This window comes from Micromonospora sp. NPDC023956, assembly GCF_040639195.1.
In the GTDB taxonomy this organism is placed as follows: domain Bacteria; phylum Actinomycetota; class Actinomycetes; order Mycobacteriales; family Micromonosporaceae; genus Micromonospora.
Genome location: NZ_JBEZZN010000027.1, coordinates 15012 through 29807 on the forward strand (window position 1 = coordinate 15012; position 14796 = coordinate 29807).

General features: G+C 72.1%; 12 protein-coding genes and 1 pseudogene. 4 read left to right on the top strand and 9 right to left on the bottom strand.

Translation table 11 applies throughout. The features are described from left to right. Nucleotides 1–77 precede the first annotated feature (77 nt). From AB0F58_RS29130 to AB0F58_RS29140, 3 genes are read right to left on the bottom strand one after another with little or no spacing between them, the layout of a single operon-like run. Nucleotides 78–974 carry a sugar ABC transporter permease gene (locus AB0F58_RS29130; protein WP_357149799.1) on the bottom strand — a complete coding sequence of 299 codons (897 nt, stop codon included), beginning with the start codon at nt 972–974 and terminating at the stop codon, nt 78–80. Beyond that, complete coding sequence (locus AB0F58_RS29135) at nt 971–2611, bottom strand: ABC transporter permease subunit (protein ID WP_357149803.1); 1641 nt, start codon at nt 2609–2611, stop codon at nt 971–973. The genes AB0F58_RS29130 and AB0F58_RS29135 overlap by 4 nt, the downstream gene beginning before the upstream one ends. After that, nucleotides 2611–3864, bottom strand: a complete 1254-nt coding sequence (locus AB0F58_RS29140) for a maltose ABC transporter substrate-binding protein (RefSeq protein ID WP_357149806.1) — start codon at nt 3862–3864, stop codon at nt 2611–2613. The genes AB0F58_RS29135 and AB0F58_RS29140 overlap by 1 nt, the downstream gene beginning before the upstream one ends. Before the next feature lie 199 nt (nt 3865–4063). Here AB0F58_RS29140 and AB0F58_RS29145 point away from each other — a divergent pair, with 199 nt between their 5' ends. Next, complete coding sequence (locus tag AB0F58_RS29145; protein ID WP_357149809.1) at nt 4064–5149, top strand: LacI family DNA-binding transcriptional regulator; 1086 nt, start codon at nt 4064–4066, stop codon at nt 5147–5149. A gap of 206 nt (nt 5150–5355) precedes the next feature. Then, a complete protein-coding gene (locus AB0F58_RS29150; RefSeq protein ID WP_357149812.1) occupies nt 5356–6999 on the top strand; it encodes a glycoside hydrolase family 13 protein in 1644 nt (547 codons plus the stop codon). A gap of 144 nt (nt 7000–7143) precedes the next feature. Here the strand turns inward: AB0F58_RS29150 and AB0F58_RS29155 are convergent, their stop codons facing one another. The 6 genes and pseudogenes from AB0F58_RS29155 to AB0F58_RS29180 form a co-directional block, all read right to left on the bottom strand. Beyond that, on the bottom strand, nt 7144–7587 hold the full coding sequence (locus tag AB0F58_RS29155; RefSeq protein WP_357149815.1) for a hypothetical protein: 444 nt from the start codon (nt 7585–7587) through the stop codon (nt 7144–7146). A gap of 57 nt (nt 7588–7644) precedes the next feature. Continuing rightward, on the bottom strand, nt 7645–8322 hold the full coding sequence (locus tag AB0F58_RS29160; protein WP_357149818.1) for an SRPBCC domain-containing protein: 678 nt from the start codon (nt 8320–8322) through the stop codon (nt 7645–7647). Nucleotides 8323–8341: 19 nt separating this feature from the next. Beyond that, a complete protein-coding gene (locus tag AB0F58_RS29165) occupies nt 8342–9310 on the bottom strand; it encodes a YihY/virulence factor BrkB family protein (protein WP_357149821.1) in 969 nt (322 codons plus the stop codon). Between the two features lie 54 nt (nt 9311–9364). Further along, entirely contained in the window at nt 9365–9964 is a 600-nt protein-coding gene (locus AB0F58_RS29170; RefSeq protein ID WP_357149824.1) for a 2'-5' RNA ligase family protein, read from the bottom strand. Between the two features lie 10 nt (nt 9965–9974). Further along, the gene (gene trpS, locus AB0F58_RS29175; RefSeq protein WP_357149827.1) at nt 9975–11000 is read right to left on the bottom strand and encodes a tryptophan--tRNA ligase; all 1026 of its coding nucleotides are present in this window, start codon (nt 10998–11000) and stop codon (nt 9975–9977) included. 213 nt (nt 11001–11213) lie between these two features. Then, nucleotides 11214–12140: pseudogene (locus tag AB0F58_RS29180) on the bottom strand (hemolysin family protein); the annotation flags it as partial. Between the two features lie 280 nt (nt 12141–12420). Between AB0F58_RS29180 and galE the strand changes: the two are divergent. Together galE and galK are read left to right on the top strand one after the other, a co-directional pair. Continuing rightward, a complete protein-coding gene (galE, locus tag AB0F58_RS29185) occupies nt 12421–13404 on the top strand; it encodes a UDP-glucose 4-epimerase GalE (RefSeq protein ID WP_357149830.1) in 984 nt (327 codons plus the stop codon). Next, entirely contained in the window at nt 13401–14627 is a 1227-nt protein-coding gene (gene galK, locus AB0F58_RS29190; protein WP_357149833.1) for a galactokinase, read from the top strand. Before galE ends, galK begins: the two co-directional genes overlap by 4 nt. Nucleotides 14628–14796 lie beyond the last annotated feature (169 nt).

A 14796-nucleotide genomic window follows, 5' to 3' on the forward strand; every position in this document is an offset into this window, starting at 1 on the left:
GGTCGGGTAACCCGACGGGCAGCTCTCGACTGCTCCGGTGTACGCCGTCGCCGACGCCCTTGCCGGTGGGGCTGCGATCAGCCCTTGACCGCTCCGGCGGTGAGGCCGGAGACGATGTAGCGCTGGACGAGCTGGAAGACCAGCACCGTCGGGATCGCGGTGAGCAGGGTGCCCGCCGCGAAGATGCCGAAGTTGTTGTTCCGCTCCCCGGCCACCAGGCCGAACATGCCGACCGCGAGGGTCTTCGACTCGGCACTGGTGAGGAACACGTTCGCCATCAGGAACTCGTTGATCGTGCCGATGAAGGCGAGCAGGCCGGTCACCGCCAGGATCGGCGCCACCAGCGGCAGCATGATCCGGAAGAAGACCTGGGCGTGCGTGGCGCCGTCCATGGTGGCTGACTCGTCCAGCTCCCGGGGGAGCGTGTCGAAGAAGCCCTTCATCAGCCAGGTGTTCACCCCGAGCGCTCCACCGAGGTAGAGCAGGAGCAGGCCCCACGGGGTGTTGAAGCCGATCGCCGGCCACAGGTCGGTGACCGTGGTGAAGATCAGGAAGATCGCCACGATCGCCAGGAACTGCGGGAACATCTGGATCAGCAGCAGGGCGAGCAGCCCCGGCCGCCGGCCGGCGAACCGCATCCGGGAGAACGCGTACGCGGCCAGCGCGGAGAGGAAGACCGAGGTGAAGCTGGCCACCCCCGCCACCAGCAGCGAGTTGAGGAACCACCGCTCGAAGGCGGTCCGCTCGAACAGGCCGGTGAAGTTCTCGAAGGACACGCCCTCGGTGGGCACCAGGCCGGTGGAGCTGAGGGTGCCGAGCGGGTTGAGCGCGGCGGAGAGGACGAACAGGATCGGGAAGAGGCTGAACGCCACCGCGAGCACCCCGACCAGGTGCCGCCAGCCGACCTGGGCGAACCAGCGTCCCCGGCGTGCGCCGGCGTTCCGGTTCGCGACCGGTGCCTGTGCGACCGTCACGAGTACACCTCCTCCTGCTGCCGGGTGCGCCGGAAGCTGATCGCCGAGACCACCGCCACGATGGTGAAGATGAAGATCGACACCGCGGCGGCCAGGCCGTACTCGGCGCCCTGCGCGCCGAAGGCCAGCCGGTAGGTGTAGGTGATCAGCAGGTCGGTGGCGCCGCTGGTCGGGTTGTCCGCCGGGAACGGCCCGCCCTCGGTGGTCAGGTAGATCGCGTTGAAGTTGTTGAAGTTGTACGCGAACGACGCGATCAGCAGCGGGGAGAGCGCGACCAGCAGCAGCGGCAGGGTGACCGACCGGAACGACTGCCAGGGCGAGGCCCCGTCGACCGAGGTCGCCTCGGTCAGTTCCCGGGGGATGGCCTGCAACGCGCCGGTGGCGACCAGGAACATGTACGGGTAGCCGAGCCAGAGCTGCACCAGGATCACCGCCACCCGGGCCGACCAGTCCTGCCCGAACCAGTCCACGCCGAGGCCGAACAGGTTGTTGATCAGGCCGAAGTCGGTGTTGAACATGTCCCGCCAGACCAGCAGCATCGCGAACGACGGCATGGCGTACGGCAGGATCAGCAGGACCCGGTAGATGTTGGTGCCGCGCATCCGGGGCGAGTGCAGCGCCAGCGCGATGGCCATGCCGAGCAGGAAGGTGAGCCCGGTGGAGCCGAGCGCGAAGGCGAAGTTCCAGAGCAGCGTGCCGAAGAACGGCCCCGAGATGTTGGGGTCGGTGAGCACCCGGCTGAAGTTGCGCAGCCCGACGCCGACCTTCCAGCCCTGGGCGAGCCGCTCGCCGTCGGCGGCGACGAACGCGCCGTTCTTCTCGTCGGCCGCCCAGGTCCGACCGTTCTCGGTGTCCCGGATGCAGTCGCAGCCCTTGTCGTACGCCCGGACCGCCTTGCCCTCGTAGGCGCGGGAGAGGCCGGACGAGCGCAGCGCGCCGGCCTCGGTCGGCACCACCAGTGCGGTGATCTCCGCACTGCGCGCGCTGGCCTGGCCGAAGGTGAGCACGGTGTAGCCCTCGGCCGCGGTGACCTTGCCGCCGGGGGCGACGGTGACGTCCGCCGCGTCGAGTTCCCGCAGGCCGTCCGGGTCCCCCGCGGAGACCTTCCCGGTCTGCGGGTCGCTGACCAGGAAGACCAGCGGCGCGGTGGCCGGGTCGCCCTCGGTGGCGACGGAGAGGGCGTACTCGGTGGAGCCGGGGACCTGCTTGACCGAGGCGGTCTGGATGGCGACGATCGCGTCGTCCTTGGTGCCCCGGTGGCCGTCGCCGAAGTTGGTGAACGCGGTGCTCGCCGTGTAGAGCACCGGGAAGACCTGGAACGCGATCAGGAAGAGCGTGCCGGGGGCCAGGTACTTGGCCGGGACGTGCCGGCGGCTGAGGTAGAGGTAGAACAGGCCGGCGGTGGTCGCCAGCAGCAGGGCCAGTCCGGCCCACTTCTCGGCCTCGATGAGCGGGAAGGCCGCCCAGACCGCGATTCCGGCGGTCAGCCCGAGCAGGATCACCTTCACCGCGAGGCCGGTGGCGGTGATCGGGGTGTCGTTGCGCGCGGCGCGGCGCGTGCGCGCGGGCCGGGAGCCGGAGGGCTCCCGGCCCGGGGTCTGTGTGCCAGACCCCGAGCCGGACAGCGACGTGGTCATTACTTGATCTGCTCGGAGATCGTCTTACCGGCGGCGGTGATGGTCTTCGCCGGGTCGGCGCCACCGATGATGGCGGCCTCGGCCTTGCCGAACGGGTCCCAGATCGCGGCCATGGCCGGGATCGCCGGGAGCACTTGGCCGTTCTTGCCGGCCTCCTGGAACTTGGTCAGGTCCGGGTCGTTCCCCTTGACCTGGTCGAGAGCGGCGGTCAGCGCCGGCGGGCGCGGCTCGGCGTTGTAGAGCGCCACGGCCAGCTCGGAGGTGCTGACGTGGTTCGCGACGAACTCCTGGGCCAGGGCCTTGTTCTTGCCCTTGGCGGCGACGTAGAACGCCTGGACGCCCACGAACGGCTGGGCCTCCTTGCCACCGGCGAAGCCGGGGACCGGGGAGATGTCGTACTTGATGCCGGCCTTCTTGGCGTCGGTGATCGCCCACGGCCCGGAGACCAGGAAGGCGCACTTCTTGCCGGTGAAGGTGGCGATCGAGTTCTCGCCGGTGATCGAGCGCTTGAGGGCGCCCTCGCCCTTCTCACCCAGCTTGGCGATCTTCTGGAACGCCGCGATCGACTCGGGCTTGCCGACGCCCAGGTCCTTGGGGTCGTAGTCGCCGTTGGCGCCGGTGCCGAAGAGGTAGCCGCCGGCCGAGGTGTAGAGCGGGTAGATGTGGTACGCGTCGCCGTTCTGCCCGGACTGGAGACAGAGGATCTCGGTGGCCTTCTTCTCGGCCTTGAGCTTCTTGCCGGCGGCCACCAGGTCCTCGATGGTCTTCGGCGCCTCGGGGGCCAGCTCGGTGTTTCGGATCAGCGCCAGGTTCTCCATGGCGTAGGGGACGCCGTAGACCTGACCGTTGAAGGTGACCGCCTTGACCGCGGTCTCGTTGAAGCCGCTCTTCTGCTCGGCGGCGAGCTGCACCGGCTCGATGGCGCCGTTCTGCACCAGGTTGCCGATCCAGTCGTGTGCGCCGACCACGACGTCCGGACCGCTGCCCTGCTGGGAGGCGGTCACGAAGTTGGTCTGGAGGTCCTTGGAGACGGCCTGCACCTCGACGGTGACGCCGTTCTCGGTGCCGAACTTCTCGGCGAAGGGCTTGAGGGCCTCGGTCCGCTTGTCGTCGGCCCAGATCACCAGCTTGCCACCGGACGCCTTGGCGCTCTCCTTGGCGGCCGGCTCGTCACTGTTGTCGCTGCCACCACAGCCGGACGCGGCGAGCGCCAGGGCGACGGCGGCGACCACACCCGCGGTACGGATGCGCATCGGTACTCCTGTCGTCATGGCAGGCCCGCCGGGGGAAGGGCGGCCCGCCAGGGGAAACGTCGGTAGAATTTGGTGCTGACCGGCGCGGTGCCGCGCCGCTGCTCACGCATGTTGCGGGGACGTTAGCAAGAGGTTGCAGATAATGGAAGGGCTTGCAGGAGTGTTCGCAAGAAGTTGCGGTTGAGCTAAAGTGCGGCTTATGCGCGCTCGACTGTCCGACATCGCCCAACAGGCCGAAGTCAGCGAGGCCACGGTGTCGCGGGTGCTCAACGACCGCCCCGGCGTGGCCCCCGAGACCCGGCAGGCCGTGCTGACCGCCCTCGACGTGCTCGGTTACGAACGCCCCGCCCGGCTGCGCAAACGCAGCGCCGGGCTGGTCGGGTTGGTCGTGCCCGAGCTGGACAACCCCATCTTCCCCGCCTTCGCCCAGACCATCGAGTCCACCCTGGCGCAGAGCGGGTTCACCCCGGTGCTCTGCACCCAGACCCCCGGCGGCGTCACCGAGGACGAGTACGTCGAGATGCTGCTGGACCGGCAGGTCTCCGGGATCGTCTTCGTCTCCGGCCTGCACGCCGACACCGCCGCCAACCACGACCGGTACCGCGCGCTGATCGGGCGGCCCCTGCCGATCGTGATGATCAACGGCTTCGCGCCCGGCATCGCGGCGCCCTTCGTCTCCTGCGACGACCGCGAGGCCACCGAGCTGGCCGTCGCCCACCTGGTCGCCCTCGGGCACCGGCGGATCGGCCTGATCACCGGCCCGGACCGGTTCGTGCCCGTGCAGCGCCGGGTCGCCGGTTACAAGGCCGCCATCCGCCGCCTGGTCGACCTGGACGAGACCGAGCTGGAGGCGCTGGCCGAACTCTCCCTGTTCGGGGTGGAGGGCGGCGAGGCCGCCGCCGCCCGCCTGCTCGACCGGGGCGTGACCGGCATCGTCTGCGGCTCCGACCTGATGGCGCTGGGCGCGATCCGGGCCGCCCGGCAGCGCGGCCTCTCCGTCCCGGCGGACCTCTCCGTGGTCGGGTACGACGACAGCCCGCTGATGGCCTTCACCGACCCGCCGCTGACCACGATGCGGCAGCCGGTGGTGGCGATGTCGGTGGCCGCCGTCCGGGCCCTGGTCGACGAGATCAACGGACACGGCGCCCCGCACTCGGAGTACCTCTTCCGCCCGGAACTGGTGGTCCGGGGCTCCACCGCGGTCGCCCCGACCGGCACCACCCCGCCCGGCCCGCCCCCGAGCCGGCAGCGACCGGCGCCGCCCGCGCTGGCCGTACCGGCCTGAGGGGGATGGCCAGCACCCCGCCGCCGGTGCCACCGGGCAGCGACCGGGGAGCGGTCCGCTCGGGTGACGGAACCGACGACATTTCTTGCGCAAGTCCTGCTTGACTCTTGCAGCGCCGGGCCGGCATTCTGCACCCACCACCGCGCCCGCACCGACTCCGTGCGGGTGCGTCGCCGTCCCGCGCCACAGAACGGGGTACGCCCACCGTGACCGCCACCCACCCGACGCCGTCCGCCACCGACCTCGACTGGTGGCGCTCCGCGGTCGTCTACCAGGTCTACGTCCGCAGCTTCGCCGACTCCGACGCCGACGGCGTGGGTGACCTCCAGGGCATCCGGGAACGCCTGCCCTACCTGCGGGACCTGGGTGTGGACGCGCTCTGGCTGACCCCCTTCTACACCTCGCCGATGGTCGACGGCGGTTACGACGTGGCCGACTACCGCGACGTCGACCCGTCGTTCGGCAACCTGACCGACTTCGACAACATGATCACCGACGCGCACGCCCTCGGCCTGCGGATCATCGTGGACCTGGTGCCGAACCACACCTCCGACGCGCACGCCTGGTTCCAGGCGGCCCTCGCCGCCGGCCCCGGCTCCCCGGAACGGGAGCGGTACCTCTTCGCCGACGGCCGGGGGGCGGGCGGTGCGGAGCCCCCGAACGACTGGGAGAGCATCTTCGGCGGCCCGGCCTGGACCCGGGTCCCCGACGGCCAGTGGTACCTGCACCTGTTCGACCCGGCCCAGCCCGACCTGAACTGGCGGCACCCCGAGGTCCGGGCCGAGTTCGAGGACATCCTGCGGTTCTGGCTCGACCGGGGCGTGGACGGGTTCCGGATCGACGTGGCGCACGGGATGATCAAGGAGGAGGGGCTGCCGGACGTCGGGTTCAGCACGATGACCACCGGCCAACGGCAGGTCGAGCTGCTCGGCAAGGGCCGGCTCCCCTACTTCGACCAGGACGAGGTGCACGACATCTACCGGTCCTGGCGGCCCATCCTGGACAGCTACCCGGGCGGTCGGATGGCGGTGGCCGAGGCCTGGGCGGAGACCCCGCAGCGGCTCGCCCGCTACATCGGTCCGGACGAGCTGCACCAGGCGTTCAGCTTCGACTTCCTCGACGCGACCTGGTCGGCCGACTCGTTCCGGAAGGTCGTCGACACCGCCCTGGCCGAGTCGACCATCGTCGGCGCACCGACCACCTGGGTGCTCTCCAACCACGACAAGAAGCGGCACGTCACCCGCTACGGCGACGGTGAGGTCGGCCTGCGCCGGGCCCGTGCCGCCACCCTGCTGATGCTCGCCCTGCCCGGCTGCGCGTACATCTACCAGGGCGAGGAACTGGGCCTGCCCGAGGTGCTCGACCTCCCGGACGAGCTGCGGCAGGACCCGTCGTTCCTGCGGACCGGGGAGAGCCGGGACGGCTGCCGGGTGCCGATCCCGTGGAGCGGGCAGCTCGCCCCGTACGGCTTCGGCCCGGAGGGCAGCGAGCTGAGCTGGCTGCCGGCCCCCGCCACCTGGGCCGCCCTCTCGGTCGCCGCCCAGACCGGCGTGCCCGACTCGACCCTGGAGCTCTACCGCACCGCGCTGCGGATCCGGCGCACCCACCCGGCGCTGGCCCTCGGCGACGGCGGGATCACCTGGCGGGAGACCGACCCCGGAGTGCTGGCGTTCAGTCGCGCGGCCGGCGACGTCGAACTGACCTGCGTGGTCAACCTCACCGGCGCCCCGGCCCGGATCAGCGGCCACGGTACGCCGCTCGTCGCCAGCGCGCCGCTCGCCGACGAGGGTGACGGGCATCTCCTGCCGATCGACGCCGCAGGGTGGTTCGAGCGGCGCCCGGTCGGGTAGACCTGATTCACCTGGTCGTTCGCCGTGCCCCGCGCCGGCGGGCGACTGGGGCAGACGACCCCTTGTGGTGGGGGGTGAGGGCACCGGCGCCCCGGGACATCCTCCCGGGGCGCCGGTGTCCGTACCGGGCCCGTCGGGGCGGCTTCAGTCGGCCGGACCGGTCAGCCGGGAGGCGATCCGCCGAAACCCGGCCCGCAACTGCTCCTCGGTCGGCGGGGTACGCGGCTCGCCGTGCGGTTCCCGGGCCGCCGCCTCCTCCAGTTCCTCGTCGATGGTGTCCTCGAAGTCGCCGTACAGGTCGGCCTCCTCGACCTCGGCGATCTCGTCCTCGGCGGCGATCCGCGCCGAGGTGATCTCGCCCCGGATCTCGTCGGCGGAGACCGCCGGCAGCAGCGGTTCGACCACCGCCATCAACTGCTCGTCGGCGACCACCGACTCGGCCAGGGCGAGCGCGTGCGGGCGCTCGTACGGCCCGCAGACCACCGGCTCCCACTCCTCGGCGTCGCCCAGCGGGCCGAAGGTGATGATCCACGGCAGGCCGAGCATCGGCGAGTCGTCCGGCAGGTCCAACGTCACGAGTGCGCCCACGCGCCCATCATGGCTCCCCGGCGCGGGATGCCGAGGACGATTCGCCCTAATTGCCGCTTATGACGGATCCAGTTCGCCGTCCGGCACGGTGTCCCGCCACCGGCGCGTCCACTCCGTGCGCAACCGCTCCAGACCGGCGTCGTCCAGCCCGTACGCGCTGACCACCAGGCTGACCGGCCCGACCTCGTCGTCGGCCAGCGGGATCTCCGCGGTGGCGGCCAGCAACCGGCCCTCGGCGTCCACCACGATCCGCTGGTACCGGCTGTCGTGCCACTCCTGCGTCGGTCCGACCCCGTCCAGTACGGCGAGCACCTGCTTCCCGGTGGCCCGACCGGTCAGCCGCACGGTGCGCCGCTCTCCCGCCGGACGCCGCTCCAGCAGATACCGCAGTTGCTCGAAGAAGGTCCGCCAGCCCTCCTCCAGGGAGTCGTACCCGTCGGCCGCCTCGCCGTCCAGCGCACCCGGCATCACCGCCCGCACCCGGGTCCGCTTCCCGTCGGCCTCCGCCTGGAGCTCCTGGCCGACCTCCAGCGCGATCCGGTCCGGCGGGTACGCCTCGGCGTGGTCGACGAAGATGTGCCGGATCTCCTCGGCCAGTCCCGCGTACTCCCAGCCGAACCACTGCCGGATCACCTCCGGCTCGGTCAGCGCCGACCAGACCCTCTCCCGGTCGGCCGCCACGACCACCTCGACGCGGAACGGCTGCGGCTCGGTCATCTGCGACGACTCGGTCATCTGCGGCGCCTTTCGGGGGTCAACTGCGGGCAGGGGGGTCGGGAAAGTCCGGAGCGCGGGCAGGGGGATCCGGACGCTCCGGGGCGCCGGGCCTGACGCCACCGACCGGAGCGACGACCTTACCCCCGTCGGCCAGATCCAACACCCGTCCCTGCTCACTGGTCGCGGCGAGCGCCGCGCCGAAGAGCACCAACTGGTTGAGCAGGTAGAGGTAGAGCAGCAGCCCGACCGCGCCGGCCACCACCGCGTACGCCGGGCTCCGCTCGGTGCGGACCACGTAGTACCGGCCGAGCGTGTTGAGCAGGGTGACACCGACGGCGACCACCAGCACCACCGGCCGCAGCCGGCGGCGGCTCATCCGCAGCCGGGGCACCAGCACCAGCAGGGCACTGGCCAGCACCATGTTGACCACGACGCTGAGCACGGCACTCACCGTGGTCAGCGCGACCGAACCGGTGCTGCGCAGCAGCCACCGCAGCAGGGACTCCAGCGCGTCGACGGCGGCCACCGACAACCCGAGCAGCACGAAGAGCGCGACCAGGACGCCGAGGTCCACCAGGCGGCGGACCAAGAAGTTGCCCGGCTGCTGGTTGAGGCCGTAGATCAGCCGCTGTGACGAGCGGATCGACTCCACCCAGCCGATCCCGGTGAAGGCCAGGAGGACCAGGCCGATCACGCCGGCCCGGCCGCTGCTGTCGGCGATCTGCGCCGGGTCGAGGAAGGGCAGGTTCTCCCGGAAGAAGTCGTCCGCCGCCTCGCTCACCTCGGCGTTGTCCTCGATGACCGCCCCGAAGATCGCGTACCCGATCAGGGCGAGGGCGAAGGCCGCGAAGAACCCGTAGTAGGCGATGGCCGCCGCGAGCCGTCCGGCGAGCACGTCGTTGTAGCGCACCCCGGCCCGCCAGACGTGGTCGAACACCCGCGACCGCCGGCGCAGCCCGGTGATCCACCGGTTGGCCCCGGCCTCGATCCGACCGAACAGGTTCACACGATCATCCTCGCCGATCCGCGTCCCCGTCGCCGGCCGGTACGGTCAGCGGGTTCAGCCGCCGAGGCGGAAGTCGCGGCGGGGCTGCCAGCGGATCTGGCCCGAGTGCGAGAAGAGGGTGAACGCCTCCACCTCGAAGATGGCGGAGAAGTCGGCCAGGTCCTCGTAGACCCGGTCCAGCGCGTCCGGCGCGACGTCCTGGGCGACCGTCACGTGCGGGTGGTACGGGAACCGGGTCTCCCGGCGCAGTTCGGGGGCGGCACTGATCGCCTCGGCGAGCAGTTCGCACTCGCTGATCCCGGCCGCCACCGCGACGAAGACCACCTGGGTCACCGGACGGAAGGTGCCGGTGCCCCGCAGGTGCAGGCTGAACGGCAGGTGCGCGGCGGCCACCGCGGCCAGGTGCGCCTCGACGACCGGCATGGCGTCGACCGGGATCTCGGTGGGCCCGAGCAGTGTCACGTGCGCGGGGATGTGGGCCGCCAGCGGGTCACCCGACTCCGCCCGCCGGCGGGTGAGCAGGGAACCCCACGGCTCCGGAATGTCCACCGCCACGCCGATCTGGGTGGTCGCGGCCGTACCCGCCGTCGCGCCCCTACGATCCACGCCCCGCGCCACCTCTCCGGTCGCTGACCCGTCCACCGTTGACGTCATGGCACCGACGTCACCCGACGCGTACCGGCGGGAAGAACCCGACCCGCTCGTACGTGGTCGCCAGGGTCCGGGCCGCGACCGCGCGGGCCTTCTCGGCCCCCTGGGCGAGCAGCTTGTCGAGCTGGGCGGGGTCGTCCAGGTAGCCGCGGGTGCGCTCCTGCACCGGCCGGACGAACTCCACCACCACCTCGCCGAGGTCCTTCTTGAGGTCGCCGTAGCCCCGGCCGGCGTACGCGGCGACCAGGTCGTCGATGCTCCGGCCGGTCAGCGCCGAGTAGATGGTCAGCAGGTTGGAGATGCCCGGCTTGGCCTCGGCGTCGAAGACGATCTCGCGCCCGGTGTCGGTGACCGCCGAGCGGATCTTCTTGGCCGAGCGGGCCGGCTCCTCCAGGAGGTTGATGATGCCGGCCGGCGAGGACGAGGACTTCGACATCTTCGCGGTCGGATCCTGAAGGTCGGTGATCTTCGCGGTGTCCCGGACGATGTGCGCCGCCGGCACGGTGAACGTCCGGCCGAAGCTGGTGTTGAAGCGCTGCGCCAGGTCCCGGGTGAGTTCCAGGTGCTGACGCTGGTCCTCGCCGACCGGCACCGCATCCGCCTGGTAGAGCAGGATGTCGGCGGCCTGGAGGATCGGGTACGTGAAGAGGCCCACGCTGGCCCGGTCGCTGCCCTGCTTCTGCGACTTGTCCTTGAACTGGGTCATCCGGCTGGCCTCGCCGAACCCGGTGACACAGGAGAGGATCCAGGCCAGCTGGGCGTGCTCGGGCACCTGGGACTGGACGAACAGCGCACAGCGCTCCGGGTCCAGCCCGACGGCGAGCAGCTGCGCGGCGGCCGTCCGGCTGCGCTGGCGCAGCGTCTTCGCGTCGTGCCCGGCGGTGATGGCGTGCAGGTCGACGACGCAGTAGAACGCGTCGTGGGTGTCCTGGAGGGCCACCCAGTGCCGCACCGCGCCCAGGTAGTTGCCGAGGTGGAACGAGTCGGCCGTCGGCTGGATGCCGGAGAGGACACGGGGGCGGGCAGGCACGTCGGACATGCCGGCAATTCTGTCAGCAACACCCGGCTTACGTCATGACGGGCCGGCGGTCGACTTACCCGCCATGGTGGCCGGTGATCGACCCTCGACCGTCACCGGTCCGGCCCCGGCCGCCGTCCGGCCGGCAGCCGGGGCACCCGTGGTCACGGACGTGGCGACGACGGGTCGCCCGCCCTGGGTGGCCGGTTGGCCGGGGGTGGACGGGAGCGGGGCCCGTGGTTCGACGGGACGGGCCACCGCGACCGCGACCCGCGCCACCCGGCGTCCCTCCAGTGCGAGCACCCGCAGCGACCAGCCGTTCCCGGGCGCCGGTTCCGGGGCGGGACCGCCAGCCGGCCCACCGACCGGGGTGCGGTTCGCGGCACCGGCGGAGCGCTGGCCGGGCTCGGCCACCACCGGCACCTCGTCACCGACGACCGCCAGTCGACCCAGGCCCGCCATCACGTACCCGCCGACCGTCTCGTACGGGCCCGGCGGCAACGCCACCCCGGTGCGCTCGGCGAAGTCGGCGAGGTTCAGCCGGCCGTCCACCACGGCGGGAAGTCCGGCGTGCACCGGGTCGGGGTCGGTGTCGTACTCGTCGTGGATCTCCCCGATCAGCTCCTCGATCAGGTCCTCCAGGGTGACGATGCCGGCGGTGCCGCCGTACTCGTCGACCACCACCGCCAGGTGGTGCCGTTCCCGGCGCATCTCGGTCAGCGCCGCCAGCACCCGCTTGCTGCCGGGCAGGCGCTTCACCTCGCGGGTCAACTCCGCGACGGTGGCCCGGGGGGTCGGGTCCGGGTCGGGCCGGAGCAGCAGGTCACGCAGGTGCACGAAGCCGACCACGTCGTCGTGGGTGCCGTCGACCACCGGGTAGCGGGTGTGCGTCGCGGTGCGGGCCAGCTCGGCGGCCTCGGCGACGGTGAGCCGGGCCGACAGGAAGACCACCTCGGTGCGGGGCATCATCACCTCGCGGACCAGGCTGGCGCCGGCCACCAGTACCTCGTCGATGATCCGGCGCTCGTCCGGGTCGAGGACGGTGTTCGCGGCCACCAGGTCGCGCAGGTCCGCCTCGCTGATCCGTTCCCGGCCGGCGGCGGGGCCGGCGCGCAGCAGGTGGGTCACCAGTCGGGTCGCCCCGTCGGCGGCGCGCACCACGACGCCCGCCACCACCCGTGCCACCGGGCCCGGTTCGGGTCGCGGCAGCCCCGGTCGTCGTGGCCGCCCCGGCCGGGGCCGCCGGGGCCGGGAACCGCCCGTCTCCCGCATACCAGAGATGGTAGACACCCGAACCTCCGACAGATCACCCATGTTCAACTCTGTTCGGCCCTGGTAGTTCATGATGGAATAGCTCGGGCCACGGACCGCCGGAAACGCGGCCGTAGGGTGAGCTACGGGACGGCCACCGCGCACGGTGGTCGGGCAGGAGGGGACCGACGTGAAACTGCTCGTCACCGGCGGGGCCGGCTACATCGGCAGCGTGGTGACCCGGATGCTGCTGGACGCCGGACACGAGGTCGTCGTCCTCGACGACCTGCGTACCGGCCACCGCGAGGCGCTCGCCCCCGAGGCGACCCACGTCGAGGTGCCGGTGCACGACGCCGGCCGTGTGCTCACCCGGCAGGCCGGCTTCGACGGGGTGCTGCACTTCGCCGCGTTGATCGCCGCCGGGGAGTCGATGGTGCGGCCGGAGCTGTACTGGCACACCAACACCGTCGGCTCGCTGGCACTGATCGACGCGGTCCGCGCCGCCGGGGTGCCGCGCCTGGTCTTCTCCTCCACCGCCGCGGTCTACGGCAACCCGGTCGAGCTGCCCATTCCGGAGACGGCGGTCAAGGCCCCCACCAACACGTACGGCGCGACCAAGCTCGCCGTCGACATGGCCCTCACCTCCGAGGCGATCGGACACGACCTGGCGGCGGTCTCGCTGCGCTACTTCAACGTCGCCGGGGCGTACCTGCGCGGCGAGGAGGCCATCGGTGAGCGGCACGACCCGGAGACCCACCTGATCCCGATCGCGCTGGAGGTCGCCGCCGGTCGACGCGAGAAACTCCAGCTCTTCGGGGACGACTACCCCACCGTCGACGGCACCTGCGTCCGCGACTACATCCACGTCGCGGACCTCGCCCGCGCCCACCTGCTCGCGTTGGACGCGGCCACCCCCGGCCAGCACCGGATCTACAACCTCGGCAACGGCAACGGCTTCACCAACCGGCAGGTCGTCGAGGTGGTCCGCGAGGTCACCGGCCACCCCGTCCCGGTCGAGATCGCCCCGCGCCGCGAGGGCGACCCGGCCGAGCTCGTCGCCTCCGCCCGACTCGCCCACGCCGAACTCGGCTGGGTGCCGGAGAAGCCCACCCTGCACGACATGGTCGGGGACGCCTGGGCGTTCTACCGCACGCACATCCTGGAGCAGTCGTGACCGGACACCCCACCGCAGCGCCCCCCGCCGGTGGGGTCGCCGACCGCCCCACCCCCGGTCGGGCCACCCCCGGTGACGTCGCCGGCCGCGCGGACGCGAGCTTCCGGCAGCGGTACGCCGCCGAGCCGGCCGGCTGCTGGGCGGCCCCCGGCCGGGCCAACCTGATCGGCGAGCACACCGACTACAACGACGGTTTCGTGCTCCCCTTCGCCCTCTCCCTGCGCACGGTGGTGGCCGCCGCCCCGGCACCGGACGGGACCTGGACGGTCTGCTCGGAACATGCCGACGAGCCGGTACGGTTCACCGTCGACGACCTCGTCCCGGGTCGGGTCACCGGCTGGGGGGCGTACGTCGCCGGGGTGGTCTGGGCGCTGCGCGAGGCCGGACACGCCGTACCGGGCGCGCGGCTCGCCGTCGCCAGTGACGTACCACTCGGCTCCGGCCTGTCCTCCTCGGCCGCGTTGGAGGCCGCGGTGCTGGCCGCGCTGGTCGACCTCGGCGGGCTGGACCTGCCCACCGGCCGACGCCCCCGGCTGGCTCAACGGGCCGAGAACGCCTACGTGGGCGCGCCGACCGGGATCATGGACCAGTCCGCCGTGATCCGCTGCCGGGACGGGCACGCCCTCTTCCTCGACTGCCGCACCGAGGAGGTCGAGCACATCCCGTTCGACCTCGACACCACCGGCCTGACCCTGCTCGTCGTGGACAGCCGGGCCCCGCACCGGCACGCCGACGGCGAGTACGCGGCCCGTCGGAGGTCCTGCGAGCAGGCGGCGGACCTGCTCGGGGTGGCCGCCCTGCGGGACGTCCCCACCGACGGGCTGGTGACCGCGCTCACGCGGCTCCCCGACGACGCGACCCGGCGACGGGTACGCCACGTGGTCACCGAGAACCAGCGGGTCCTCGACACCGTCGCGCTGCTCCGCGCCGGCCGGGTCCGCGAGATCGGCCCCCTGCTGACCGCCTCGCACGCCTCGATGCGGGACGACTTCGAGATCACCGTGCCGGAGATCGACACGGCGGTCGAGGCGGCGCTGGCCGCCGGGGCGCTCGGTGCGCGGATGACCGGCGGCGGCTTCGGCGGCTGTGTGCTGGCGCTGGTGGAGGCGGCCTCGGCCGACGCGGTCACCGCCGCCGTCACCGCCGCGTACGCCGAGCGCGGCTTCGCCGTCCCCGGTCTGGTCAGGGTGCGGCCCGCTCCCGGCGCCAACCGGCTCACCTGAGAACCGCGCCGCCCCGAACGCGCGTGTGACGGGGCTGGGGTGGTTGCCGGGCCCTTCCTGGCGTTGTCCGGTGGGGAAGGGCCCCGGGAACCGGTGGGGTCAGGTGGTCTCGACGATCATGGCGGCGGCGACGGTACGGTTGGTGGCCTCGTCGATCACGATGAACCCA